At 60.4% G+C, this 25,984-nt stretch carries 25 protein-coding genes; 9 read left to right on the top strand and 16 right to left on the bottom strand.

From position 1 onward, the window contains the following. Positions 1-94: 94 nt before the first annotated feature. Positions 95-1,120: an outer membrane protein assembly factor BamD gene (locus HCF10_RS00570; protein WP_131698489.1), complete on the top strand. Its 1,026-nt coding sequence runs from the start codon at positions 95-97 to the stop codon at positions 1,118-1,120. Positions 1,121-1,246: 126 nt separating this feature from the next. Continuing rightward, complete coding sequence (locus HCF10_RS00565) at positions 1,247-1,480, top strand: PP0621 family protein (RefSeq protein WP_131698490.1); 234 nt, start codon at positions 1,247-1,249, stop codon at positions 1,478-1,480. Here HCF10_RS00565 and thiO read toward each other — a convergent pair. From thiO to pilV, 5 genes are all read right to left on the bottom strand, one after another. Continuing rightward, positions 1,467-2,576, bottom strand: coding sequence for a glycine oxidase ThiO (thiO, locus tag HCF10_RS00560; protein ID WP_131698491.1), 1,110 nt, complete (start codon positions 2,574-2,576; stop codon positions 1,467-1,469). The genes HCF10_RS00565 and thiO overlap by 14 nt on opposite strands. Before the next feature lie 62 nt (positions 2,577-2,638). Next, complete coding sequence (locus HCF10_RS00555; RefSeq protein ID WP_145335403.1) at positions 2,639-3,040, bottom strand: type IV pilin protein; 402 nt, start codon at positions 3,038-3,040, stop codon at positions 2,639-2,641. An 11-nt stretch (positions 3,041-3,051) separates the two neighbouring features. Further along, positions 3,052-3,579, bottom strand: a complete 528-nt coding sequence (locus HCF10_RS00550) for a pilus assembly PilX family protein (RefSeq protein ID WP_409438488.1) — start codon at positions 3,577-3,579, stop codon at positions 3,052-3,054. A gap of 10 nt (positions 3,580-3,589) precedes the next feature. After that, positions 3,590-4,291 carry a prepilin-type N-terminal cleavage/methylation domain-containing protein gene (locus HCF10_RS00545; protein WP_145335407.1) on the bottom strand — a complete coding sequence of 234 codons (702 nt, stop codon included), beginning with the start codon at positions 4,289-4,291 and terminating at the stop codon, positions 3,590-3,592. Continuing rightward, the gene (pilV, locus tag HCF10_RS00540) at positions 4,288-4,773 is read right to left on the bottom strand and encodes a type IV pilus modification protein PilV (RefSeq protein WP_145335409.1); all 486 of its coding nucleotides are present in this window, start codon (positions 4,771-4,773) and stop codon (positions 4,288-4,290) included. The genes HCF10_RS00545 and pilV overlap by 4 nt, the downstream gene beginning before the upstream one ends. A gap of 204 nt (positions 4,774-4,977) precedes the next feature. Here pilV and HCF10_RS00535 point away from each other — a divergent pair, with 204 nt between their 5' ends. After that, on the top strand, positions 4,978-5,559 hold the full coding sequence (locus tag HCF10_RS00535) for a GspH/FimT family pseudopilin (protein WP_145335411.1): 582 nt from the start codon (positions 4,978-4,980) through the stop codon (positions 5,557-5,559). Here the strand turns inward: HCF10_RS00535 and ispH are convergent. From ispH to murJ, 6 genes are all read right to left on the bottom strand, one after another. After that, complete coding sequence (ispH, locus tag HCF10_RS00530) at positions 5,513-6,460, bottom strand: 4-hydroxy-3-methylbut-2-enyl diphosphate reductase (protein ID WP_027606852.1); 948 nt, start codon at positions 6,458-6,460, stop codon at positions 5,513-5,515. The two genes, HCF10_RS00535 and ispH, sit on opposite strands and share 47 nt — an antisense overlap. Before the next feature lie 126 nt (positions 6,461-6,586). Further along, positions 6,587-7,024 carry an FKBP-type peptidyl-prolyl cis-trans isomerase gene (fkpB, locus tag HCF10_RS00525; protein ID WP_174244855.1) on the bottom strand — a complete coding sequence of 146 codons (438 nt, stop codon included), beginning with the start codon at positions 7,022-7,024 and terminating at the stop codon, positions 6,587-6,589. Between the two features lie 7 nt (positions 7,025-7,031). Continuing rightward, the gene (gene lspA / locus HCF10_RS00520; protein WP_131698498.1) at positions 7,032-7,544 is read right to left on the bottom strand and encodes a signal peptidase II; all 513 of its coding nucleotides are present in this window, start codon (positions 7,542-7,544) and stop codon (positions 7,032-7,034) included. Next, positions 7,537-10,368, bottom strand: coding sequence for an isoleucine--tRNA ligase (ileS, locus tag HCF10_RS00515; RefSeq protein ID WP_131698499.1), 2,832 nt, complete (start codon positions 10,366-10,368; stop codon positions 7,537-7,539). Before ileS ends, lspA begins: the two co-directional genes overlap by 8 nt. Positions 10,369-10,382: 14 nt before the next feature. Beyond that, a complete protein-coding gene (gene ribF, locus HCF10_RS00510; protein ID WP_167654708.1) occupies positions 10,383-11,321 on the bottom strand; it encodes a bifunctional riboflavin kinase/FAD synthetase in 939 nt (312 codons plus the stop codon). Positions 11,322-11,440: 119 nt separating this feature from the next. Further along, positions 11,441-12,979 carry a murein biosynthesis integral membrane protein MurJ gene (gene murJ / locus HCF10_RS00505; RefSeq protein ID WP_131698501.1) on the bottom strand — a complete coding sequence of 513 codons (1,539 nt, stop codon included), beginning with the start codon at positions 12,977-12,979 and terminating at the stop codon, positions 11,441-11,443. Positions 12,980-13,232: 253 nt separating this feature from the next. On the opposite strand from murJ, the gene rpsT reads away from it, so the two are divergent. Further along, positions 13,233-13,511, top strand: coding sequence for a 30S ribosomal protein S20 (rpsT, locus tag HCF10_RS00500; RefSeq protein ID WP_003188401.1), 279 nt, complete (start codon positions 13,233-13,235; stop codon positions 13,509-13,511). Between the two features lie 202 nt (positions 13,512-13,713). On the opposite strand, the gene HCF10_RS00495 is transcribed toward rpsT, so the two are convergent. Beyond that, positions 13,714-14,199, bottom strand: a complete 486-nt coding sequence (locus HCF10_RS00495; protein WP_027606858.1) for an FKBP-type peptidyl-prolyl cis-trans isomerase — start codon at positions 14,197-14,199, stop codon at positions 13,714-13,716. On the opposite strand from HCF10_RS00495, the gene HCF10_RS00490 reads away from it, so the two are divergent. The 3 genes from HCF10_RS00490 (at position 14,198) to HCF10_RS00480 (ending at position 17,564) form a co-directional block, all read left to right on the top strand. Further along, a complete protein-coding gene (locus HCF10_RS00490) occupies positions 14,198-14,488 on the top strand; it encodes a DUF3565 domain-containing protein (RefSeq protein WP_311771975.1) in 291 nt (96 codons plus the stop codon). The two genes, HCF10_RS00495 and HCF10_RS00490, sit on opposite strands and share 2 nt — an antisense overlap. Positions 14,489-14,567: 79 nt before the next feature. After that, a complete protein-coding gene (gene pta, locus HCF10_RS00485; RefSeq protein ID WP_053131777.1) occupies positions 14,568-16,667 on the top strand; it encodes a phosphate acetyltransferase in 2,100 nt (699 codons plus the stop codon). Beyond that, positions 16,668-17,564, top strand: coding sequence for an acyltransferase (locus HCF10_RS00480; protein WP_167654707.1), 897 nt, complete (start codon positions 16,668-16,670; stop codon positions 17,562-17,564). 115 nt (positions 17,565-17,679) lie between these two features. Here the strand turns inward: HCF10_RS00480 and cysN are convergent, their stop codons facing one another. The 3 genes from cysN to HCF10_RS00465 all read right to left on the bottom strand — a co-directional run bounded on the left by cysN (position 17,680) and on the right by HCF10_RS00465 (position 21,400). Beyond that, positions 17,680-19,578, bottom strand: a complete 1,899-nt coding sequence (gene cysN / locus HCF10_RS00475; RefSeq protein WP_131698504.1) for a sulfate adenylyltransferase subunit CysN — start codon at positions 19,576-19,578, stop codon at positions 17,680-17,682. Positions 19,579-19,587: 9 nt separating this feature from the next. Further along, complete coding sequence (gene cysD / locus HCF10_RS00470; protein ID WP_017137614.1) at positions 19,588-20,505, bottom strand: sulfate adenylyltransferase subunit CysD; 918 nt, start codon at positions 20,503-20,505, stop codon at positions 19,588-19,590. A gap of 136 nt (positions 20,506-20,641) precedes the next feature. Continuing rightward, positions 20,642-21,400 carry a Nif3-like dinuclear metal center hexameric protein gene (locus tag HCF10_RS00465; protein WP_167654706.1) on the bottom strand — a complete coding sequence of 253 codons (759 nt, stop codon included), beginning with the start codon at positions 21,398-21,400 and terminating at the stop codon, positions 20,642-20,644. Positions 21,401-21,502: 102 nt separating this feature from the next. Here HCF10_RS00465 and algW point away from each other — a divergent pair, with 102 nt between their 5' ends. After that, the gene (gene algW, locus HCF10_RS00460) at positions 21,503-22,657 is read left to right on the top strand and encodes a Do family serine endopeptidase AlgW (RefSeq protein WP_145335419.1); all 1,155 of its coding nucleotides are present in this window, start codon (positions 21,503-21,505) and stop codon (positions 22,655-22,657) included. A gap of 112 nt (positions 22,658-22,769) precedes the next feature. Further along, on the top strand, positions 22,770-24,866 hold the full coding sequence (locus HCF10_RS00455) for a TonB-dependent siderophore receptor (RefSeq protein ID WP_167654705.1): 2,097 nt from the start codon (positions 22,770-22,772) through the stop codon (positions 24,864-24,866). 89 nt (positions 24,867-24,955) lie between these two features. On the opposite strand, the gene hemH is transcribed toward HCF10_RS00455, so the two are convergent. Then, entirely contained in the window at positions 24,956-25,981 is a 1,026-nt protein-coding gene (gene hemH, locus HCF10_RS00450; RefSeq protein WP_131698509.1) for a ferrochelatase, read from the bottom strand. Positions 25,982-25,984 lie beyond the last annotated feature (3 nt).

Genomic DNA, 25,984 nt, shown 5'->3' with positions numbered 1-25,984 from the left:
ACGGCGTCTTTTGCCCCGAGGCTTTCAACGGGGCGCTCATCATAACAGGACGGCCCCGCCCAAGACAGCGGCCGTCATAGGGACGCAAGCCGCCATGCAAGTGAAACACCTGCTGCTGATCGCCATCCTCGCCATGACTGCTGCTTGCTCGTCAACAAAGGAAGTCGTCGACGAAAACCTGAGCGAAGTCGAGCTGTACCAACTGGCACAGAAAGACTTGGACAATAATAGCTACACCAGCGCCACAGCGAAGCTGAAGGCACTGGAGTCGCGTTATCCGTTCGGGCGCTACGCCGACCAGGCCCAGCTTGAGCTGATCTACGCCAACTACAAGAACGCCGAGCCGGAAGCGGCCAAGTCCGCCGCCGAGCGTTTCATCCGCCTGCACCCGCAGCACCCGAACGTGGACTACGCCTACTATTTGAAGGGCCTGACCTCGTTCGACCAGGATGTTGGCCTGCTGGCGCGCTTCCTGCCGCTGGACATGACCAAGCGTGACCCGGGCGCCGCCCGCGACTCCTACAACGAGTTCGCCCAGCTGACCAGCCGCTATCCAAACAGCCGCTACGCACCGGATGCCAAGCAGCGCATGATCTACCTGCGCAACCTGCTGGCGTCCTATGAAATCCACGTGGCCCACTACTACCTGACCCGTCAGGCTTATGTAGCCGCCGCCAACCGTGGTCGTTATGTCGTAGAAAACTTCCAGGAAACGCCGTCCGTGGGTGACGGCCTGGCGGTGATGACCGAGGCTTACCAGCGTCTGCACCTGGACGAGCTGGCCAACACCAGCCTGGAAACCCTGAAGCTCAACTACCCTGATCACCCGAGCCTGAAAGACGGCCAGTTCGTGCCTCAGGTTGCCGAAGCGGACAACCGTTCGTGGCTGAGCAAGTACACCCTGGGCCTGATCGAATCGCGTCCACCGTTGCCGCCGGGTGAAACCCGCGCCAACCAGGACGTGATCAAGCAGTTCCAGGATGCCAAGGAAGCCATTCCTTCGGACCTCAAGCCGCATGACGAGAACGGCGACGTGATCGAGGAAGAAGAGCCGCAGGCCCTGGGCAACAACCAGGACCGCTCGTGGTTCAGCTACATGACCTTCGGTGTGTTCGACTGAGTCTGTCGACGCAACGCAAAAAAGGAGCCCCGAGGGGCTCCTTTTTTATGGGTTAGCATTATTGCGCTGTGCGCCTGCCACGTCCTTGGCTAAACTGGCGCATTACTTATCGAGAATCCGCCCATCATGCTTCGTCTTCTGTTCTGGATTGCCGTTATTGCTGCCGCGGTATGGTTCTGGCGCAAATTCAAAAGCCCGAGCGCCAGGCAGCAACGCACCAGCGAGCCCGGTGCAGCATTGATGGTGCGTTGTGCACACTGCGGCGTGCACTTGCCACAGGATCGCGCCCTGAGTTCGCGCCAGGAGTGGTATTGCACCCAGGCGCATCTGGAGCAAGGACCGAAATCTATCCAGCGTTGATCCGACCTTCAGGGGCATAGGGTGCCGGGTCGATAATCGGAGCACGTTCCAGTAGCAAATCGACAAATAACTGGCACGATGCCGGCGCCAGGACCAACCCGTTGCGGTAATGACCGCAGTTGAGCCACAGCCCTTTAAAACCGGGGACCCGGCCGATATAGGGGATGCCTTCCGGCGAGCCGGGCCGCAAGCCGGCCCAATGCCCCACCACTTCGGCGTCGGCCAGGGCTGGAATCAGTTCCACAGCCGAGGCCTTGAGGCTTTCCAGTGCGGTGTCGGTAGGCGTCTTGTCGAACCCCTCATGTTCCAGCGTGCTGCCGATGAGAATGTGTCCGTCACGCCGAGGGATCGCATAACGCCCTTTGGCCAGGACCATGCTCGACAGGAAGTCCGAGGCGCACTTGTACAAAATCATCTGCCCCTTGACCGGCTCCACCGGCAGCGCCAGTCCCAACGTGGCGAGCAACTCACCGCTCCACGCCCCCGCTGCAAGCACCACTTGATCCCCCAGAATCGGCCCCTCTGCCGTATCCACGCCAACGACATTGCCGCCGTCCAGAATAAAACCGGTCACTTCACACTGTTCGTGAACGGTCACGGCAGGCAGCGCCAATAGCGCGGCCTTCAGGGATTTGACCAGGCGCGGATTGCGCACGTTGGCCACGTTGGCCATGTAGATTGCCTGGGAATACCCACCGCCCAGAACAGGGACAGCATCATGGGCGGCAGATACATTCACTTTGCTCAGGGGCCGGCCTTCACGGGCCGCCCAGTCCAGTGCCTCGGTTTCGTCGTCCAGGTCCAGCCAGTACAAGCCCGTGGTATGAACCTCCGGGTCGACACCGGTAGCGGCAAACAGCCGATCAGCCAGTTGCGGATAAAAGTCCTGGGACCAATGGGCCAACGCTGTGACCGCCGGGCTGTAGCGCCACGGATAGAGTGGCGACACAATGCCCCCGCCCGCCCATGACGACTCCTGCCCGACACCGGCGCGCTCCAGCAGGGTTACAGCCTGCCCCTGGGTCGCCAGATTAAACGCCGTCAACAAGCCGATGACTCCGCCACCGACAATCACCACTTGCTGTTGCTTAGCCATCATTTGATCCAGCCGATAAATAGGAAAACGCGCACCCGGCGCCCAATCATCCAGCACCCTCATCATTGCCCCCAGCATATCTGGCGCGACATTTCAGGTGCAGCACCCGGATTGCCACGCGCACCAGTGCTGCCCAAGCTGAAGTCACCGCAAGGGTCGCCAGCCATCACCGAGTCAGCACCCGGCGTAGCGACCAGGTAGAAATCCTGAGGGTTCAACGATGCGGTGATTCTATAGCGATGATTGCCCGTACTGACGCCGCTTGCGTCAATAAAAGTGCCGTTCCTCACATAAAAGCGCTCCAGATGCTGAGCTTGCTCAGTCAGCAGCGCGACAATTTCCGCGCGATAGACCTTTTTCACATGGCCGGTGTACCCGGGATAAGCGATTCCGGCCAGAAATGCGATGATCGCCACGGCGATCAATAACTCGATCAGGGTAAAGCCCTGGCTGTCCTTGCCCATTCCAATGCTCCTTATTGAAGTTGCCGCCACGAAACCCGCCGAAACCGCGAGCCACTTTCCTCCTCCACCCGCGCATACACGCTCTCCAATACCGTGCGCGATTGGCCACTGAGCCCGACCGCTGTTATCCGGTACAACGTCGCCAGGGTTTGCGGCGGCACATGCGGCAGCCCTACAGCCGGCCCCAGGGACTGAATACCGTAGAGCCCACCCTTGATGGCAACCCAGTTGACCGATGACACAGGATGGGGCCCGGCACCCACCACCGAAAACGCTTCATCCGGTGGCCCGCAGGCAGCGATCGACGGGCACTGCGGCAAAGCCGCCCCCTTTCGCCTCACACCTTGCTCTCCAAGCCTCAAACCACTTTCTGCAGTTTGCAGCGACTGGTTGCGGTGCCACAGGCTGCCTGCGATCTTTTGCTGGGTTATCGCCCCCTCTATGGAAGACAGGCCGATCACCGACAACAGCAGCAAAAACACCAGGCTTATCAGCAGGACCATTCCCCGCTGCCGCAACAAAACACCTTCCGCCTGCATCATGGCCTCCCTACCCCACACGGTTTCGCAGTGCCGCCACGACGCTGTAGGTTTGATCTTTTACCCGCCCCGTCGGGTCTTGCAGCGTCATGCGGATGCGTACGCTGCGGATCAAGGATTCATCGGTTGGGATAGCGTCATAACGCACAACCCGAACGGATGCCGGGCTGGCAGCCACGCCGAAACTGACATCGAAAGCCCGTACGTTATCCACCAACACAGCCTTGGCCGGCGCGGCAGGCGTGCTGACCTTCAACTGGCCCGCCTCGAAGGTGTAGGTCAGTTGCCGAATCGCAAAACGAATCTGCCCGGGAGCAGGCGCAGGTGAGCTGCCTGAATAGGCTTGAGCGGTAGCAGTGCAGTCGGAGAGCACCGTCCAGTCAGGCCTGCCATCGCCGACATCGGCGGTGACCAGCGTGAGCGACTTTGAACTGTCCCCGGCACTCCAGCTGACAGGCCTTTCAAAGGCTGGCGGGGCGTTCTCGATAAAGACCGGGGCCAAACAGCCAAACATTCCCGCCTGACGAATGTCCTGGATCATCTTGCCCAGTACAAACCGCGCATCATCCTGCAGCAACATGGCCGCCTGATGGCTGGCGTAGGTCACTCGGGAACTGATCAGCACTTGGCTCCCCCCCAGCACCAGCACTAAACCGACGACCAGGGCCAGCAACAATTCCACCAGGCTGAAACCTCTAACTCCATGTCTCATCGCATAACACCAGGCTCATTGTCGATGCGACTGGTCAGGGTGAAGGTTTCCCGCGCGCCAGGCCTATTTGCACCCCGGCTGTCATCCCAACTGATACTGACAGTCACTTCGTCTGCACTGACCGCCACGGAGCCTTTGGCACTTTCCCCGGCAAAACCGCGGATATTGGCCTGGAAATCATGTAGGTCCACATCACGCACGCTGGTGGTCGCAGTACTCGTCGGCGCCCGTTCGTCCCGGCGCAATGAATAGTCGGCGCCGGAATTGGCACGGATTCGGTCGAGCATATCGTAAGCGATGAAACTGGCCTGGCTGGTCATCCTCGAATTGTCGGTGTACTTGAGGGCATTGAGCTGGAGCACCACCGCACCTAGCAGGCCGACGGCGAGAATCAGCACCGCCACCAGCACTTCGATCAACGTCGTGCCGATTTCATAACGAGGAAAAGCCAGGGGCGAACAGGTTTTCAGGCAAGTAAGCATTACCGTCGTCATCCATGTCGAGGGCCGAAGAAAAACAGGAAAACCCTGCCGTGCGACACCAGACTAGCGTCGGTTTTTGACCAGCGCTGCCCACGGAACAAAGGGAAATACTTTGGACACAAAGGCCACCATTCGGTAACCCGAACTGGACGCTATACCTAGATTTCAACCCGCTATGCACACACGTCCACGGAGGGACGGCGTATGGAACAACGAGGTTTCACCCTGATCGAACTGCTGCTCGGACTGCTCGTGAGCGGCATCCTGGCGCATCTGGCTACCCCCAATTTCATGGGCCTGCTGGCATCACAGCAGCGACAAAGCGCCGCGCAATCACTGACGAACGGACTTCGCTTCGCGCGCACTGAAGCCATCGCGCGCAATCGGGCAGTGGTCATCCATGCACTGGACGATGACTGGAGCCAGGGTTGGCGGGTCATTTTGGATGTAAGTGGGCGTGGTCATCTGGACGACGACAACCCGGTGCTACTGGAACGCCAGGGCAGCGGTCGGGTGCCGATAGTCGGGAATGGACCGGTTAAAAGCCAAGTACGCTTCAGCGGGCTGGGCGAACCGGTATTTGCTGGGGGAGGTTTTCGTGCTGGCACTGTACACATCTGCGCCACGGACTCGCTGCAGAGCCTGCACCAGGTGGTGCTGGCGCCCAGTGGGCGCATCAGCCTGCGCAGCGATAGAGCCGAACAGGCGTTGTGCCGAAGTTACTTCGGCACCCTGGCATTCAGAGCAGCGAGCGAACCCGCAGCTCCTTGGGCATGGAGAAAGTGATGTTCTCTTCACGACCGGCCAACTCATCGGCGCCCGTAGCCCCCCAGGCATGCAACTGCTGGATGACACCGCGCACCAGGACTTCCGGGGCCGAAGCGCCCGCCGTGATACCAATACGCTCGACACCATCGAACCAACTGCGCTGCATATCTTCAGCACCGTCGATCAGGTATGCCGGTGTCGCCATGCGTTCGGCCAATTCGCGCAGACGGTTGGAGTTGGAGCTGTTAGGGCTGCCGACCACCAGCACTACATCGCATTCATCGGCCAACTGCTTGACTGCATCCTGGCGGTTTTGGGTGGCATAGCAGATGTCGTCCTTGCGTGGCCCACCAATGGCCGGGAAGCGGCTGCGCAGCGCGTCGATCACGCGGCTGGTGTCATCCATGGACAAAGTGGTCTGGGTCACGAATGCCAAACGCTCAGGGTTGTGAACCTGCAAGCTGGCGACGTCTTTTTCGTCTTCCACAAGGTAGATGGCGCCACCATTGCTGCCGTCGTATTGGCCCATAGTGCCTTCGACCTCCGGGTGGCCGGCATGGCCGATCAGGATGCATTCGCGACCATCACGGCTGTAGCGCGCGACCTCGATATGTACCTTGGTGACCAGCGGACAGGTGGCGTCGAATACTTTCAGGCCACGGCCAGCCGCTTCGGTACGTACGGCCTGGGAAACACCGTGGGCGCTGAAGATAACGATAACGTCGTCCGGCACCTGCTCCAGTTCTTCGACAAAGATGGCGCCACGTGCACGCAGGTCTTCGACCACGAACTTGTTATGGACGACCTCATGGCGCACATAAATCGGCGGCCCGAAGACTTCCAGGGCGCGGTTGACGATTTCGATCGCCCGGTCCACGCCGGCGCAGAAGCCACGGGGGTTGGCGAGTTTGATTTGCATGCTGTGCCTCGTGTCTGGCGCTTGGTCAGAGTTGATGCTAGTGAACTGACAATGGAGATCAAAGGAGGGAGGGGGCTTGCCCCCTCCCTCCCCGGCCCGATCCCACATTTTAGATCGGGGCGTTGATCAAAGTGCTTTAACGTCGAAGATTTCAACGTCGAACGTCAAGGTTTTACCGGCCAACGGGTGGTTGAAGTCGATGGTTACTTGCGCGTCATCGAAGGTTTTGACCACACCAGGCAGCTCGGTATTCGCCGCATCGTTGAAAATCACCAGCAGGCCTTCCGATAGGTCCATGTCCTGGAACTGCGAACGCGGGATGATCTGCACGTTTTGCGGGTTGGGCTGGCCAAAGGCGTTTTCCGGCAGAATCTGCAGGGTGCGCTTGTCGCCGGCCTTGAAACCGAACAGTGCCGCTTCAAAACCCGGCAACAGGTTGCCGTCGCCGACCTTGAAAGTCGCCGGGGCTTTGTCGAACGTGCTGTCGACCGTGTCGCCATTCTCCAGGCGCAGTGCGAAATGCAAGGTGACTTCCGTGTTCTGGCCGATGCGTTGCTCAGCCAATACCTGATCAGTCATTGACGGTCTCTCCGGTTTTCTTACTTTTGAACATGTCCAGCGCCAGCATGATTGCGCCGACGGTGATGGCGCTGTCGGCAAAATTGAACGCCGGGAAGTAATGGCGGTTCTGCCAATGCACCAGGATGAAGTCGATCACATGGCCCAAGGCAATACGGTCGTACAGGTTGCCCAGGGCGCCGCCCAACACCAGGGCCAAGGCGATGGCCAGCCAGGTTTCATCGCGGCCCAGGCGTTTGAGCCAGACCACGAGCACCGCGCTGACCACCACGGCGATCAGCGCGAACAGCCAGCGCTGCCAGCCGCCACCGTCAGCCAGGAAGCTGAAAGCGGCGCCGGTGTTGTAGGCCAGGGTCCAGCTGAAGTAATCCGGGATCACCACGATTTGCTGGAACATTTCCAGGGAGCCCTCGAAGTGAGCCTTGCTGACCTGGTCAATGACCAGGACCAGCACGCTCAGTACGAGCCAGCCCAGACGTCCGAAACGACTGGCTGCATTAGGCATAGTGGCGAACCTCGCCTTCACCGGAGATGTTGTCGACGCAACGACCGCAGATTTCCGGATGCTCAGGGTTCACCCCGACATCTTCCCGGCAGTGCCAGCAACGGGCGCACTTAGGGAAGGCCGACTTGACCACTTTGAGCTTGAGGCCCGGTACTTCAGTGGCCACGGCGTCCGCCGGTGCCTGGGCAAACGGTGCCAGGCTCGCAGTGGAAGTGATCAACACGAAGCGCAGCTCGTTGCTCAACTTGGTCAGGTCGGCAGTCAGGCCTTCCTCGGCAAAGAGGGTGACTTCGGCCTGGAGGTTGCCACCGACGGCCTTGGCCGCACGCTGAACCTCCAGCTCCTTGTTCACCGCAACCTTGACGGCCATTACGCCTTCCCAGTACTCGCGGCCCAGTTCGAAGTCGGCCGGCAGTTCGGTCAAGCCTTGGTACCAGGTGTTGAGCATGACGGACTCGTTACGCTCGCCCGGCAGGTATTCCCACAGTTCGTCGGCGGTGAAGGCCAGGATCGGTGCGATCCAGCGCACCAGCGCTTCGGAGATGTGGTACAGCGCGGTCTGCGCCGAACGGCGGGCCTTGCTGTTGGCACCAGTGGTGTACTGGCGATCCTTGATGATGTCGAGGTAGAAACCACCCAGCTCCTGCACGCAGAAGTTGTGGATCTTCGAGTACACGTTCCAGAAGCGGTATTCGCCGTAGTGCTCTTGCAACTCGCGTTGCAGCAACAGGGTACGGTCCACAGCCCAACGGTCCAGGGCAAGCATGTCCTCGGCCGGCAGGATGTCGGTGGCCGGATTGAAACCGGTCAGGTTCGACAGCAGGAAGCGTGCGGTATTACGGATACGGCGGTAGGCGTCGGCGCTACGAGCCAGGATCTGGTCCGATACGGCGATCTCGCCCGAATAATCGGTCGACGCCACCCACAGGCGCATGATGTCGGCACCCAGCGTGTCATTGATCTTTTTCGGTTCGATCACGTTCTTCAGCGACTTGGACATCTTGCGGCCCGTCTCGTCGACGGTGAAGCCGTGGGTCAGCAGCTCGCGGTACGGCGCGTGGTTGTCGATAGCGCAACCGGTCAGCAACGAGGAATGGAACCAGCCACGGTGTTGGTCGGAGCCTTCCAGGTACAGGTCGGCACGCGGGCCGGTCTCGTGGCCCATCGGGTGCGAGCCGCGCAGCACGTGCCAGTGGGTGGTGCCCGAGTCGAACCATACGTCCAGGGTGTCGCTGATCTTGTCGTACAGCGGTGCCTCGTCGCCCAGCAGCTCGGTAGCATCCAGCTTGAACCAGGCTTCGATGCCTTCCTGTTCGACACGCTGGGCCACCACTTCCATCAGTTCGACGGTACGTGGGTGCAGCTCACCGCTTTCCTTGTTAAGGAAGAACGGGATCGGCACACCCCAGTTGCGTTGACGGGAGATGCACCAGTCCGGACGGTTGGCGATCATCGAATGCAGGCGCGCCTGACCCCAGGCCGGTACGAACTTGGTGTCTTCGATGGCCTTGAGCGAGCGCACACGCAGGGTGTCGCCGCTGGTCGGCTCTTTGTCCATGCCGATAAACCATTGCGCGGTGGCGCGGTAGATCAGCGGGGTCTTGTGACGCCAGCAGTGCATGTAGCTGTGCTTGATGGTGTCGGTTTGCATCAGCGCACCGACTTCACGCAGCTTGTCGATGATCGGCTGGTCGGCCTTGAAGATGAACTGGCCGCCGAAGAATTCCAGCGACGGCACGTAAACACCGTTGCTTTGCACCGGGTTGATGATCTCATCGTTGACCATGCCGTACTTTTTGCAGATCACGAAGTCGTCCACGCCATAGGCGGGCGAGCAGTGAACCACACCGGTACCCGAACCTAACTCGACGTAGTCAGCCAGGTACACCGGCGACAGACGGTCATAGAACGGGTGACGGAAGTTGATCAGTTCCAGCGCGGAACCGGTGGTGGTGGCAATCACCGAACCTTGCAGCTCGTAGCGAGCCAGGCACGCTTCGACCATTTCCTCGGCCAACACCAGCAGGCGATCACCGACGTCCACCAAGGCGTAGGTGAATTCCGGGTGCACGTTCAGCGCCTGGTTGGCGGGAATGGTCCACGGGGTAGTGGTCCAGATCACGATGGCAGCCGGTTTGCTCAGGCTTGCCAGGCCAAACGCCTGGGCCAGCTTGGCGTCGTCGGCAATCGGGAAGGCTACGTCGATGGTCGAGGACTTCTTGTCTTCGTACTCGACTTCCGCTTCAGCCAGGGCCGAACCGCAATCGAAGCACCAGTTCACAGGCTTGAGGCCCTTGAACACGAAACCGCCCTTGACGATTTCGGCCAAGGCACGGATTTCACCGGCCTCGTTCTTGAAGCTCATGGTTTTGTACGGGTTGTCCCACTCGCCCAGCACACCCAGGCGGATGAATTCGGACTTCTGCCCTTCGATCTGCTCGGCAGCGTAGGCACGGCACAGCTCGCGGGTTTTATCGGCACCCAGGTTCTTGCCGTGGGTCACTTCGACCTTGTGTTCGATCGGCAGGCCGTGGCAGTCCCAACCCGGGACATAAGGCGCGTCGAAGCCCGAAAGGGTTTTCGAGCGCAGGATCATGTCCTTGAGAATTTTGTTCAGCGCATGACCGATGTGAATCGTGCCGTTGGCATAAGGAGGGCCGTCGTGCAGAACGAATTTCGGACGATCCTTGCCAATTTCGCGCAACTTTCCGTACAGGCCAATACTGTCCCAGCGCTGCAGGATCTGCGGTTCGCGCTGTGGCAGGCCGGCCTTCATTGGGAAGGCGGTGTCCGGAAGGTTTAGCGTGGCTTTATAGTCGGTCATTTAAGGCTCTTCGGTTAGCGATGGGCGCTAGGTGCGGCTAGTGCACGGGCGGCGGCGACATCCGCATTGATCGCCGTTTTCAACGCCTCAAGGGAGGCGAAACGCTGCTCTTCACGCAGCTTCTGGTGGAAAACCACCGTCAAACGCCGGTCATACAGATCACCGGCAAAATCCAAAAGGTGAACTTCCAGGTGGGCCTTGCCATCACCTGCAACCGTGGGCCTGACGCCTATGTTGGCGACTCCCGGCCACGACTGGCCGTCGATGTCGACGCTGACCAGGTAAACCCCGGTCAGCGGCACACGGCGGCGCTTGAGTTGCACGTTGGCGGTTGGCGTGCCCAGTTGGCGCGCCAGCTTCTGGCCGTGCAGTACCCGCCCGGCAATGCGGAACGGGCGACCGAGCAAACGCTCGGCCAAGGCGAAGTCGGCAGCGGCCAGGGCGTTACGCACTTGGGTGCTGCTCACGCGCAGGCCATCCAGTTCGACGGTTTGCGCGGCTTCGACGGTAAAACCCTGGGTGATACCGGCGTGTTGCAGGAATTCGAAATCCCCGACCCGGTCGCAACCAAAACGGAAGTCGTCGCCGACCTCCAAATGCTGTACGCCCAGGCCATCTACCAGTATGCGGTCGACGAACTCGGCAGCGCTGAGACTTTGCAAACGCTGGTTGAAAGCCAGGCAGAGGACGCGGTCCACGCCTTCTTCGGCCAGCAGTTGCAGCTTGTCCCGCAGGCGGGCCAGACGGGCCGGTGCCGTTTCCGGGGTGAAATATTCCCGCGGCTGTGGCTCGAAAATCACCACGCAGCTGGGTACGTCCAACTCGACCGCACGCTCGCGCAGCCGGGCCAGGATAGCCTGGTGACCACGGTGAACACCGTCAAAGTTGCCAATAGTGGCGACGCAGCCCCGATGCTCAGGGCGCAGGTTGTGGAGACCTCGAACCAGCTGCATAACGCGCTTCTTGCTCATAAAGTGGTCGATTATAACCACACCCGGCCCCGGACGACAGGCAACAGCGCAGGGCAAATGGATCGAATCGATAAAACAACCGTTTTATCGCGACAAACTCTCTAACTCAACGACTTGCGATTGAAATCCCGCAGGCGGAAGCCCTGCAGCAGCAACATCCCGAAGTACACCACCACACCGGCCACCACCAGCATGCCCAGGCGCATGAAGCGCTCCAGCATATGGCCTTCATCCCAGGCCGGCATGAAGTGCATCAGGCCGAGCAATACCGCCGACATCATCGCAACAGCCACCAGTAACTTGAGGGCGAACATGCCCCAGCCAGGCTGAGGCTGGAACATCTGTTGTTTGCGCAGTTGATAAAACAGCAGGCCGGCATTGATGCAGGCTCCAGCACTGATGGCCAGGGCCAGGCCGGCATGGGCCAGCGGGCCGATAAACACCAGGTTGAGCAGTTGCGTGACGATCAGGGTGAAGATCGCGATCTTTACCGGGGTGCGGATGTTTTGCTGGGCATAGAAACCAGGCGCCAACACCTTGATCACGATGATGCCGAGCAGGCCGACGGAATAAGCCACCAGCGCATGCTGAGTCATCAATGCATCATGGGCATCGAATTGCCCGTATTGGAACAGCGACACTGTCAGCGGCTCGGCCAGGATCCCCAAGGCCAGTGCGCACGGCAACACCAGGACGAAGCACAGGCGCAGCCCCCAGTCGAGGATGCGCGAGTATTCCTGGCGATCCTTGCTGGCGTAGGTGCGCGCCAGCGTCGGCAGCAAAATGGTGCCCAGGGCCACGCCCAGCACGCCGGACGGTAACTCCATGAGGCGGTCGGCGTAATACATCCACGACACCGAGCCGGATACCAGCAACGAGGCGAACGCGGTGTTGATGATCAGGGAAATCTGGCTCACCGACACGCCAAGGATCGCCGGCAACATATTGCGCATCACACGCCAGACGCCGGTGTCCTTGAGGTTCAGGCGCGGCAACACGAGCATGCCGATCTTTTTCAGGTGCGGCAGTTGGTAGAGCAACTGCGCCAGGCCACCGGCCAGCACGGCCCAGCCAAGGGCCATGACCGGCGGATCGAAGTAAGGTGTCAGGAACAGGGCAAAGATAATCATGCTGACGTTAAGCAGCGTCGGCACGAACGCCGGTACCGAGAAACGGTTCCAGGTGTTGAGGATCGCACCGGCCAGGGATGACAGCGAGATCAGCAATATATAAGGAAAGGTCACTCGCAACAGATCAGTGGTCAGCGCGAATTTTTCCGGCGTATTGGCAAAACCCGGCGCCGTGGCCCAGATCACCCAAGGCGCGGCGAGCATGCCGACGATGGTCACCAGCATCAACACCAGGGTCAGCAGGCCCGAGACGTAGGCAATGAAGGTACGGGTCGCCTCCTCCCCCTGCTGGGTCTTGTACTCGGCCAGAATCGGCACGAACGCCTGGGAAAATGCGCCCTCGGCAAAGATCCGCCGCAGCAGGTTGGGCAGTTTAAATGCAATAAAGAACGCATCCGTGGCCATGCTGGCGCCAAAAATACGCGCCAGCAGGGTGTCACGCACAAACCCCAAAACCCGGGAGATCATCGTGATAGAGCTGACGGCGGCCAACGATTTGAGCAGATTCATTGAAAGAGTTTGCGCCTATAGATAAAGAGCAGGCGAACTAAGCGCCTACTTATGCGATACTGCGCGCCTGCAACAGCACAGCGCCAAAGCTCGCGAGTTTACAGGTCAAGCGCCGGAAATAAATCACCCGCCTCTTCAGATCGACCACTCAGCAGTTCGCATCAGCCGGCCTTGACAACACATCAAGTCATCGGCATGATTCGCGGCCTATTTTGTTTGCTATTTCCTAAAAAGTCTTTCGAGGAGCTCGACGGTGGCCAACACACCTTCCGCCAAAAAACGTGCAAAACAGGCTGAGAAGCGTCGCAGCCACAACGCCAGCCTGCGTTCCATGGTTCGTACCTACATCAAGAATGTAGTTAAAGCCATCGACACCAAAGACGCTGAAAAAGCTCAAGCAGCTTACGTTCTGGCTGTGCCAGTTATCGACCGTATGGCCGATAAAGGCATCATCCACAAGAACAAGGCCGCTCGTCATAAGAGCCGCCTGAATGGCCACATCAAGGCTCTGAGCGTTCCTGCTGCAGCCTAAGTGGTAGCAACTGCAACGCAACCCCGGTTGCGAAACAGTTAAGAAATGCCCCATACCGAAAGGTCTGGGGCATTTTTGTTTGTGCCTGAAAATACACCACGAGCAAAATGTGGGAGGGGTATCCGGTAGAGATTTTCAAGCGCACAAAAAAACGCCCCGAACCAGTCGGGGCGTTTTTGCTACCACTTGATCAAAACATCAATCAATGGTGATGACCGCCTTCACCGTGGACGTGACCGTGGGCCACTTCTTCCTGGGAAGCGTCGCGGATGGCAACGATCTTCACTTGGAAGTTCAGGCGCTGACCAGCCAGAGGGTGGTTGCCATCGACGGTGACGTCGTCGCCGTCCAGATCACGGATGGTGACGATCTGCATTTGACCGTCCGGCGCGGAAGCGTGGAACTGCATGCCCACTTCCAACTCATCAACACCTTCGAACATGCTGCGGCTCAGGGTGCTGACCAGTTCGGCGGAGTATTCGCCGTAGGCATCTTCAGGTTCTACGGCAACGGTCAGCTCATCACCAACGCTCTTGCCTTCCAGAGCCTTTTCCAGGCCTGGGATGATGTTACCTGCGCCTTGCAGGTAGACCAGCGGCGCGCCGCCGGCTGAGCTGTCGATGACCTCACCAGCGTCGTTGGTCAGGGTATAGTCGATGGAGACAGCCTTGTTAGCGGCGATCGTCATGGGGCGAGACCTTTTGCATAAGAATGAAGAACGGACAAGTCTAAACAAGGATTTGCCCGAAAGCGAACAGAACCCGGACGGACGGGGCCGATCAACGGCATCCTTGATCATCGGTTTCCACCAGGACGAGGAGGGTCACTGGGTTGCCGAGCTGTCTTGCGGCCACACCCAGCACCTGCGCCACCAGCCTCCGTGGCAGTCCCGCGCCTGGGTTCTGGACCCCGCGCAGCGCCTGGAAAAAATAGGCCAGCCCTTTGCCTGCGGCTGGTGTGCGCAAGCGCCCGAATAACGATAACCTTGGCACCTGATTCCCGGCAGGCACTCAACCATAGAGCGCCACCGAAGCCATGCACCTCCAGAGAATTCGCATGCAGACTTTTTTTATCGCGCCCACCGATTTTGGTGTGGGCCTGACCTCCATCAGCCTTGGGCTGGTGCGTACCCTTGAGCGAGCCGGCCTGAAAGTCGGCTTCTTCAAGCCGATTGCCCAGCCGCACCCTGGCGATACCGGCCCTGAGCGCTCCACTGAACTGATAGCGCGCACCCACGGACTAAAACCACCACAGCCCCTGGGCCTGGCTCACGTGGAGCGGATGCTCGGCGACGGCCAGCTCGACGAACTGCTCGAGGAAATCATCACCCTTTACCAGCAAGCCGCCGTGGGCAAGGACGTGCTGATCGTCGAAGGCATGGTGCCGACCCGCAGCGCCAGCTATGCGGCCCGGGTCAACCTGCACCTGGCCAAGAGCCTGGACGCAGAAGTGATCCTGGTCTCGGCCCCGGAAAACGAAGTGCTCACCGAACTCTCCGGCCGCGTGGAATTGCAGGCCCAACTGTTCGGCGGCCCGAAAGACCCGAAAGTGCTCGGCGTGATCCTGAACAAGGTACGCACCGACGAAAGCATGGAAGCCTTCTCGGCGCGCCTCAAGGAGCATTCCCCCTTGCTGCGCAGCGGTGATTTCCGCCTGCTCGGCTGCATTCCTTACCAGCCGGAACTCAACGCGCCGCGCACCCGCGACGTGGCCGATCTGATGGGCGCGCAGATCCTCAACGCCGGCGACTACGAAACCCGGCGCATGACCAAGATCATCATCTGCGCCCGCACCATGCGTAACACCGTGGAGCTGCTCAAGCCCGGCGTGCTGGTGGTGACCCCCGGCGACCGTGACGACATCATCCTCGCCGTCAGCCTGGCCGCGATCAACGGCGTGCCCCTGGCCGGCCTGCTGCTGACCAGCGATACCCTGCCCGACCCGCGCATCATGGAGCTGTGCCGCGGCGCCTTCCAGGCTGGGCTGCCGGTTTTGTCGGTGAGTACCGGTTCCTACGAAACCGCCAACCTGCTCAACAACCTCAACAAGGAAATCCCCATTGATGACCGCGAGCGCGCGGAGATCATCACCGATTTCGTCGCCAGCCACCTCGACGCGCGCTGGCTGCACCAGCGCTGCGGCACGCCACGGGAGATGCGCCTGTCGCCGGCGGTGTTCCGCTACCAGTTGATCCAACGCGCCCAGGCCGCTAACAAACGCATTGTGCTGCCCGAGGGCAGCGAGCCGCTGACCGTGCAAGCCGCCGCCATTTGCCAGGCAAGGGGCATCGCGCGCTGCGTGCTGCTGGCCAAGCCGGCTGACGTGGAAGCCGTCGCGCGCGCCCAAGGCATCGAATTGCCCGAAGGCCTGGAGATTCTCGACCCGGACCTGATTCGCCAGCGCTACGTCGAGCCCATGGTTGCCCTGCGCAAGAGCAAGAGCCTGAATGCGCCGATGGCCGAGCAGCAACTGGAAGACACCGTGGTGATCGCCACCATGATGCTCGCACTGGATGAAGTGGACGGTCTGGTCTCCGGAGTTATCCACTCCACCGCCAACACCATTCGCCCGGCCTTGCAGCTGATCAAGACCGCACCGGGCTGCACCCTGGTGTCATCGGTGTTCTTCATGCTGTTCCCCGAGCAGGTGCTGGTCTACGGCGACTGCGTGATGAACCCGCACCCAAGTGCCGCCGAGCTGGCGGAAATCGCCTTGCAAAGCGCCGACTCGGCCGCCGCCTTCGGCATCACCCCGCGTGTGGCGATGATCAGCTACTCCAGCGGCGACTCGGCCAGCGGTGAGGAAGTGGAGAAGGTCCGCGAAGCCACCCTGCTCGCTCATGAGCAGCAAAGCTCGCTTCTGATCGACGGCCCCCTGCAATACGACGCCGCCGCCAACGAAACCGTCGCCCGCCAACTGGCCCCCGACAGCCTGGTCGCCGGTAAAGCCACCGTGTTCGTGTTCCCAGACCTGAACACCGGCAATACCACGCACAAGGCCGTGCAACGCAGTGCCGATTGCGTCAGCCTGGGGCCGATGCTCCAAGGCCTGCGCAAACCGGTCAACGACCTGCCTCGTGGCGCCCAGGTCGACGACATCGTGTACACCATCGCGCTGACTGCGATCCAAGCCGCCAACCGACCTATGGATATCTAAATGCTGGATTTTCTACCTGCCGCCGTACGCGGGGTGATCGCGTCCTTGTTGCTGGCGCTGAACACGATCCTGCTGTGTTCGTTCCTGTTTGTCGTGGCGCTGTTCAAGGCCCTGCCCTTCGCCAAACGCTTCAGTGAATGGCTGATGAACCACACCCATGAAGCCTGGGTCACCAACAACAAGGGTTGGATGAACCTGGTGCGCAGCACCCGCTGGCACCTTAAAGGCCTTGAAGGCCTGGACTACCAGCACTCGTACCTCGTCACCAGCAACCATCAGAGCTGGGTCGACATCATGGTCCTGCAATACGTGCTCAATCGACGCATTCGCCCGCTGAAGTTCTTCCTCAAGCAGGAGTTGATCTGGGTGCCGGTGATTGGCTTGGCGTGGTGGGCGTTGGGCTTTCCGTTCATGAAGCGCTACACCAAGGCCTACCTGGAGAAGCACCCGGAGAAGAAAGGCAAAGACCTGGAAACCACCCGCAAGACCTGTGCGAAGTTTCGCAACAATCCGGTGGGCATTTTCAACTTTGCCGAAGGCACGCGCTTTACGCCGAGCAAGCACGCACAGCAGAAGTCGCCGTTTCGCTACCTGCTCAAGCCCAAGGCGGGTGGTATCGCGTTTGTGCTGGATGCCATGGGGGAACAGCTGAAATCACTGGTCAACGTGACCATTCACTACCCTGGCGGACGCCCTGGGTATTGGGATTTGCTGTGCGGGAATGTGAAGGACGTGGTGGTGCAGTTTGAAGAGGTGCAGATTCCGGCCGAGTTTATCGGCAAGAATTATGAGCAGGATGGGGAGTATCGGTTGGCGTTCCAGGGGTGGATCAACCAGCTGTGGGAAACCAAGGATGCGTTGCTGGACCGTCTTCACAAAGATTTTCCAGACAAATGATGAACAAAACGTGGGAGGGGGCTTACCCCCGATAGAGGTGGATCAGTGACAGATGTACTGACTGACACACTGCTATCGGGGGCAAGCCCCCTCCCACATTTGACTGCAGCGAGGTTTAGATCGCGCCGCGCTGACGCAACAGCTCCAACACTTGCTTGACACTGTCTTCCAGCGACAGGGCCTGGGTGTCGATTACCAGGTCGGCATTCAACGGCACGTCGTACGGGAAGGATTCGCCAGGGATGTTATCCCCACCCGCCGCGTACAGGCCCTGCGGATCACGCTCGGCACACACCAGCGGCGAGGCCTGCACGTACACGGTCAGCAGGCGATCGCTGCCAATCAGCGCCTTGGCCTGTTCACGGCCTTCGGCATCCGGGGCGACGAACGCGGCCAGGGTCAGCAGGCCGGCTTCGTTGAACTGACGCGCCACGTGAGCGGCACGACGCCAGTTCTCGGTACGTCCGGCACGGTCCTGCGGCAACCCTTTATTCAGGTCGTGACGCAGGTTCTGGCCATCCAGCACAAACACCGCACGGCCCATGTCGAACAGCTTGCGCTCGACCGCATAGGCCAAGGTGCTCTTGCCCGCGCCTGACAGGCCGCTGAACAACACTGTGGCCGGTTGCTGGCCGAAACGCTGGGCGCGCTCCTCGGTGGCGACATGGGCCAACTTGCCATGATGGGCCGCACTGCCGTGGGTAATCGGCGGTGCGATGATCATGCCGGCGCCCACGGTACCGTTGGTCAAGCGATCAATGACGATAAACGCACCGGTGGTGCGGTTGCTGTCGTAGCCATCCAATGCGATGGCGGCGTCGAGACTGACCTTGACCCGGCCGATTTCGTTCAACTGCAGCGAACTCGCCGGGCCTTCGGCCAGGGTGTTCACGTCCACACGGTGCACGATGCTGGTGATGGAACCCGGCACGTAGCTGGTGGCGCGCTTGATGTCGTATTTCTTGCCCGGCAGCATCGGTTCTTCGGCCATCCACACCAGCATGGCGTCGAAGGCGTCGGTCACTTGCGGCACATTGTCGGCATGCACCAGCAGGTCGCCACGGGAGATGTCGATCTCGTCTTCCATGGTCAGGGTCACGGCCTGGCCGGGGCCGGCGTGCTCCAGCTCACCTTCGAAGGTGACGATGGATTTGACGCGGCTGCTCTTGCCCGACGGCAGCACCACGACGTCGTCGCCCTTGTGCACGATGCCGCTGGCCAGGGTGCCGGCAAACCCACGGAAGTTCAGGTTCGGACGGTTGACGTACTGCACCGGGAAACGCAGGTCGGTGTAGTTGCGGTCGTTGGCGATCTCGACGGTCTCGAGGATCTCCATCAGCGACTGGCCGGTGTACCAGGGCGAGTGCTCGCTCTTGTTCACCACGTTGTCGCCCTTGAGCGCCGACATCGGCACGAATGCCATGGTGCTCGGCTTGAAGGCGATGCCCTCGGCGAACTTCAGGTAATCGGCCTTGATCGACTCGAACACGCTTTGGTCAAAGCCATTGATGTCCATCTTGTTGACGGCGATCACGATGTGCTTGATGCCCAGCAACGAGGCGATATAGCTGTGGCGACGGGTCTGGGTCTGCACGCCGTAGCGGGCGTCGATCAGGATGATCGCCAGGTCACAGGTGGACGCACCGGTGGCCATGTTGCGGGTGTACTGCTCATGGCCGGGGGTGTCGGCGATGATGAATTTGCGCTTGGCGGTGGAGAAGTAGCGGTAGGCAACATCGATAGTGATGCCCTGCTCACGCTCGGCCTGCAGACCGTCGACCAGCAATGCCAGGTCGATGTCGTCACCGGTGGTGCCGGACTTTTTCGAGTCACGGGTGATGGCTTCCAGGTGATCTTCGTAGATCATCTTGGAGTCGTGCAGCAGGCGCCCGATCAGGGTGCTCTTGCCGTCGTCGACGTTGCCACAGGTCAGGAAGCGCAACATTTCCTTGCGCTCGTGCTGGCCCAGGTAGGCGAGGATGTCCTCGCTGATCAAATCAGATTGATGCGACATGACAGCCCCTTAGAAATAGCCTTGACGTTTTTTATCTTCCATCGAGCCTGCACCATCGTGGTCGATGACACGGCCCTGGCGCTCGGAAGTTCGCGTCAGGAGCATTTCCTGAATGATGTCCGTCAGCGTCTCGGCTTCGGACTCCACCGCGCCCGTCAACGGGTAGCAGCCAAGGGTACGGAAACGTACTTTCTTTTTGACGATTCGGGCTTTGTCTTCGTCGGACAGGTGCTCGAGGATGCGGTCGTCGTCGATCATGATCAACGTGCCGTTCTTCTCGATGACATCGCGTTCGGCGGCGAAGTACAGCGGCACGATCGGGATGCCTTCCAGGTAGATGTACTGCCAGATGTCCAGCTCGGTCCAGTTGGACAGCGGGAACACACGGATCGACTCACCCTTGTTGACGTTGCCGTTGTAGACGTTCCACAGCTCCGGGCGCTGGTTCTTCGGGTCCCAGCGGTGCTTGCTGTCGCGGAACGAGTACACGCGCTCTTTGGCACGGGATTTCTCTTCATCGCGACGGGCACCGCCGAAGGCAGCGTCGAAACCATGCTTGTCCAAGGCCTGCTTGAGGCCTTCGGTCTTCATGATGTCGGTGTGCTTGGCGCTGCCGTGGGTGAACGGGTTGATGCCCTGCGCTACGCCGTCCGGGTTGACGTGGGTGATCAGGTCCAGGCCCAGCTCTTCGACCATTTTGTCGCGGAACTTGTACATCTCCTGGAATTTCCAGCGGGTGTCGACGTGCATCACCGGGAACGGCAGCTTGCCCGGGAAGAAGGCCTTGCGCGCCAGGTGCAGCATCACGGCGGAGTCTTTACCGATCGAGTAGAGCATCACCGGGTTATCGAACTCGGCGGCGACCTCGCGGATGATGTGGATGCTTTCCGCCTCCAGCTGTTTCAGATGCGTCAGTTTGTCGACCATGGTTACTCACGGAAAAACGATCTTATGGACGGCCAGCGGGCCGTGTTCGAGCGGGGCATGCTAGCACAGCACCTTCTTCTATTCAGGGCGCCAGCTAGATCGAAACGGTATATCAATATGCCCCAACGTTTGGCCGTCAAATCGGGTTGGGGCAATCGATGAACAGATGCTCCAAGGCAAAGCGCCGCGCCAGGTAGTCGCCCAGAGCCTGTACGCCGTAACGCTCGGTGGCGTGGTGGCCGGCGGCGATAAAGCTGATGTCGTTTTCCCGGGCGCTGTGGAAGGTTTGCTCGGAGGCTTCACCGCTCAGGAACAAGTCGACGCCGGCGACGATGGCGTTGTCGATGTAACCCTGGCCACCACCGGTGCACCAGCCGACGCGGCGGATCATCTGGCTGCCTTCAATCAGCAGCGGCTCGCGGCCCATCACATCCTGCACTCGCCGGGCGAAGTCGCGGGGCGACAGCGGTTCGGCGAGCGAGCCGACCAGGCCGACGATCTTGGGGTTGCTCGGGTCCAGTGGGCCTTCGACGGTGACTTCCAGCTGTCGGGCGAGTTGCACGTTGTTGCCAACGTCGGGGTGCAGGTCCAGCGGCAGGTGGTAGGCCAACAGGCTGATGTCGTGCTTGAGCAGGGTTTTCAGGCGGCGTTGCTTCATGCCGGTGATACAGGGGTTTTCGCCTTTCCAGAAATAACCGTGGTGCACCAGGATCAAATCGGCCTGGGCTTCGACGGCCGCGTCCAGCAGGGCCTGGCTGGCGGTCACGCCGCTGACGATGCGCATCACTTGCGGCCGCCCCTCGACCTGCAGGCCATTGGGGCAATAATCGGCAATTTTTGCGCTGCCAAGGTAGCGGTCCGCTTCCTCGACGAGGGTGGTAAGGGGGACGGCCATAAAAGACTCCTAAATATCCCGTTCCGAGGCGCTCGCAGCCTCGTATAATGCGCGACATTATGGGCGCTCTCCCGCCCCCTGCAACCTGTCAGGACTTACTTGATGCTCAAGGCACTGCGTTTTTTTGGATGGCCATTGCTGGCTGGCGTGCTGATCGCGATGCTGATTATTCAGCGTTATCCCCAGTGGGTGGGCTTACCCACCTTAGATGTCAACCTGCAACAGGCGCCGCAGACCAGCTCGGTGGTGCAAGGCCCGGTGACTTACGCGGACGCGGTGGTCATCGCCGCTCCGGCCGTGGTCAACCTGTACACCACCAAGGTCATCAACAAGCCGGCCCATCCGTTGTTTGAAGATCCGCAGTTCCGCCGTTATTTCGGTGACAACGGGCCCAAGCAGCGCCGCATGGAGTCCAGCCTGGGTTCCGGGGTGATCATGAGCCCCGAAGGCTACATCCTCACCAATAACCACGTGACCACCGGCGCCGACCAGATTGTGGTGGCCCTGCGTGACGGCCGCGAAACCCTGGCCCGCGTGGTGGGCAGCGACCCTGAAACCGACCTCGCGGTCCTGAAGATCGATTTGAAAAGCCTGCCTTCCATCACCCTCGGCCGCTCCGATGGGCTGCGGGTGGGTGATGTGGCACTGGCCATCGGCAACCCGTTCGGGGTGGGCCAGACGGTGACCATGGGCATCATCAGCGCCACCGGGCGTAACCAGTTGGGGCTGAACAGCTACGAAGATTTCATCCAGACCGACGCGGCGATCAACCCGGGCAACTCCGGCGGCGCACTGGTGGATGCCAATGGCAACCTGACCGGCATCAACACGGCGATTTTCTCCAAGTCCGGCGGTTCCCAGGGCATCGGCTTTGCGATCCCGGTGAAGCTGGCGATGGAAGTGATGAAGTCGATCATCGAGCACGGCCAGGTAATTCGCGGCTGGCTGGGGATTGAAGTGCAGCCGTTGACCAAGGAACTGGCCGAATCGTTTGGCCTGACCGGGCGCCCTGGCATCGTGGTCGCCGGGATCTTCCGCGATGGCCCGGCACAGAAAGCCGGCCTGCAGTTGGGGGATGTGATCCTCAGCATCAACGGCGAACCGGCCGGTGATGGGCGCAAGTCGATGAACCAGGTCGCGCGGATCAAGCCGACCGACAAGGTGGCGATCCAGGTGATGCGCAACGGTAAAGAAATCAAGCTGCTGGCGGAAATCGGCCTGCGCCCACCGCCTGCACCGGTCAAGGAAGAGGAATAAATCACCTCGGCAGGTACCCGTTCGCGGGTACCTGTAAGCTCATGTTTCAGAGCAGAAGCATTCTCATTGGACATGTTATATTGTTTCAATATCGCCATTGGAACGCTCTATCATGCCGTCTCGAAAGTTTGCCCCCCTGGCTGGCCTGGCCTTGGGTTTGTTGCTGGACCCCGCCTTTGCCGAAGACAATACCGTTGAGCTGGACGCCATCAGCGTCACCACCGACGCCTATGAATCCGCCACCGGCCCGGTCAACGGCTACCGCGCCACCCGTTCTGCCAGCGCGACTAAAACCGACACCGCCCTTCGCGACATCCCACAGTCCATCAGCGTGATTCCCGCCTCGGTACTCACGGACCTAGGCAGCACCAGCGTGGAACGCGCCCTGGAGTTCGCCGGCGGCGTGTCCAAGCAGAACAACTTTGGCGGCCTTACCCTCTATGAATACAGCGTGCGCGGTTTCACCACGTCGGAGTTCTACCAGGACGGTTTCAGCGCCAACCGTGGCTATCCGAGCACGCCGGACGCGGCCAATATCGAACGTATCGAAGTGCTCAAGGGCCCGGCAGCCAGCCTGTATGGCCGTGGTGATCCCGGCGGCACCGTGAATATCGTCACCAAAAAGCCTCAGCCTGAAGCCTTCACCACCCTGCAAACCAGCGCCGGCAGTTGGGATCGCTATCGCACCGCCTTGGACGTCAACACGCCACTGGACAGCGAGGGCAACCTGCTGTCGCGGGTCAACCTGGCGGTGGAAGACAACAACAGCTTCCGCGATCACCTCGAGAGCAAGCGCGTATTTGTCGCGCCCTCATTCAGCTGGCAGCTGGACCCGGACACCCGCCTGCTGGTGGAAAGCGAATTCGTACGCCACAGCTCCACCTTCGACCGGGGCATCGTCGACGCCCCCGGCGTATCGCGCTCCACTTTCCTCGGCGAACCCAACGACGGCGATATCGACAACCACAACAACCGCATCCAGGCCACCCTTGAGCATCACCTCAACGACGCCTGGAAACTGCGCCTGGCCAGCCATTACAAGCAAGGCAGCCTGTGGGGCGACGCCTCGGAAAACCGCGCGCTGAACGCCGACGGCCACACCCTCAACCGCCGTTACCGCGAACGTTCCATGGGTTGGCACGACAGCATCACCCAACTGGAACTGCGCGGCCTGTTTGAGATTGGCAGTTGGCAACATGAACTGCTGGTCGGCACCGAGTACGAGGATTACCGCAAGAAGGAGCGCGTCACCGCCATTGCCGGCAGCCTCTACCCCATCGACCTCTACAACCCGGTCTACGGCCAGCCCAAACCCAACGGCGAACGTTCCGGCACCGACTTCTTCGAACAGACCAAAAGCCAGGCGCTGAACCTGCAAGACCAGATCATCTTCACCGACCGCCTGCGCGGCATGGTCGGCGCGCGCTTCGAGCATTTCGAACAAAGCACCGACGACTTCACCCGTAACCATGCCAAGAGTCGGCAAACCCACGACGCACTTACCCAGCGCGCCGGCCTGCTCTACCAACTGACGCCAGAGGTCGGCGTATTCGCCAACGCCTCCACCTCGTTCAAACCCAACAGCGGCCTGGGCGCCACCGGTAAGACCTTTAAGCCCGAAGAAGGCGTGGGCTATGAGGTGGGGATCAAGAGCGAGCTGTTCGACGACCGCCTCAGCGCCACCCTCGCTGCCTTCCATATCGAAAAGGAAAACGTGCTGGCCCTGGACCCGGCCACCAATACCAACCGCGCCATGGGCAAGGCACGCAGCCAGGGCTTCGACCTGCAACTGACAGGACAACTGACCGATGCCGTACGAGTGATCGGCGCCTTTGCCTACATCGACGCCGAAGTGACCAAGGGTGATAAATCCATTCCAGCAGGTAGCCGAATTCTTGGCGTGGCCAAGCGCAGCGGCAGTCTGTTGGGAGTGTATGAATTCCAGGAAGGTGCGTTACGCGGTTCAGACCTGGGCGCGGCGTTCACCTATGTAGGGGATCGCTCGGGTGAAGCGGGCAGTCGCTTTGAGCTGCCCGCCTACCACACCGTCGATTTGCTGGCCCATTACAAGGCCACGCAGAACGTCACCGTGGGCCTGAACCTCAACAACCTGTTCGATGAAAAGTACTACGAGCGGTCCTACAGCAATTACTGGGTCAATCCCGGCGAGCCGCGCAACCTCACCGTCAGCCTGACCCTCAACCTCTAACCGCCCCTTGCTCGCGAAGCACCTGAGAGCGCCGCATTACCCCAGATGCACTGCGTTATCGTTAACGACCTTCGCGAGCAAGCTCGCGCCTACAGTGACAGCGGTGCTCTTTCGCAGAGGGTATTGAGCGCCGCCGCCCATTGCGGGTCATCATTGAGGCACGGCACCAGCACCAACTCCTCACCGCCCGCCTCGCGGAATTGCTCCCGACCACGATCACCGATTTCTTCCAGGGTCTCGATGCAATCGGCAACAAACGCGGGGCACATCACCAGCAGCTTTTTCACCCCTTGCTGGGCCAGCGCTTCCAGGCGTGCCTCGGTGTAGGGTTCGATCCATTTCGCGCGACCCAGGCGCGATTGAAATGCCACTGACCATTTGTCGTCGGGCAAGCCCAGGCGCGCGGCGAAATCCCGGGCAACGCTGAAGCATTGCGCGCGGTAGCAGGTAGCGAGCACCTCAGGCGAGGCATTCTTGCAACAGTCCGCGTCCTTGAAACAGTGCGCACCGGTAGGGTCGAGCTTTTTCAGATGGCGCTCGGGCAAGCCGTGGAAGCTCAGCAGCAAGTGGTCGTAATGCGCGTCTATATAAGGTCGGGCGCTGGCTGCCAACGCATCGAGGTATTCCGCCTGATCGTAGAACGGCTGCAGGATCGAGAACTGTACGTTGAGCTTTTTGTCACGCACCACCCGCTTGGCTTCCTCAATCACCGTGGTCACGGTGCTGTCGGCAAATTGCGGGTACAAGGGCGCCAGCGTGACCTTTTGAATACCTTGGGCGGCCAATCGCGTGAGGGTCGTTTCCAGGGAAGGCTCGCCATAACGCATCGCCAACTCCACGGGCCCCTGGGTCCACTGCGCGGTCATCTGCTGTTGCAGGCGACGACTGAGTACCACCAACGGCGAGCCCTCGTCCCACCAGATCGAGGCGTAGGCATGGGCAGACTGCTCGGGGCGCTTGATCAGGATCAGCGATACCAGCAAGCGCCGTACCGGCCACGGCAGGTCGATTACATAAGGGTCCATCAGGAACTGATTGAGGTAGCTGCGCACATCGGCCACCGAAGTGGACGCCGGTGAGCCCAGGTTGACCAGTAACAACGCGTGATCCGTCATGCA

The sequence above is a fragment of the Pseudomonas sp. B14(2022) genome (assembly GCF_012030485.1).
GTDB lineage: Bacteria > Pseudomonadota > Gammaproteobacteria > Pseudomonadales > Pseudomonadaceae > Aquipseudomonas.
Note: the sequence above shows the minus strand (reverse complement) of the source record. Positions and strands in the feature narration are given on the sequence as shown.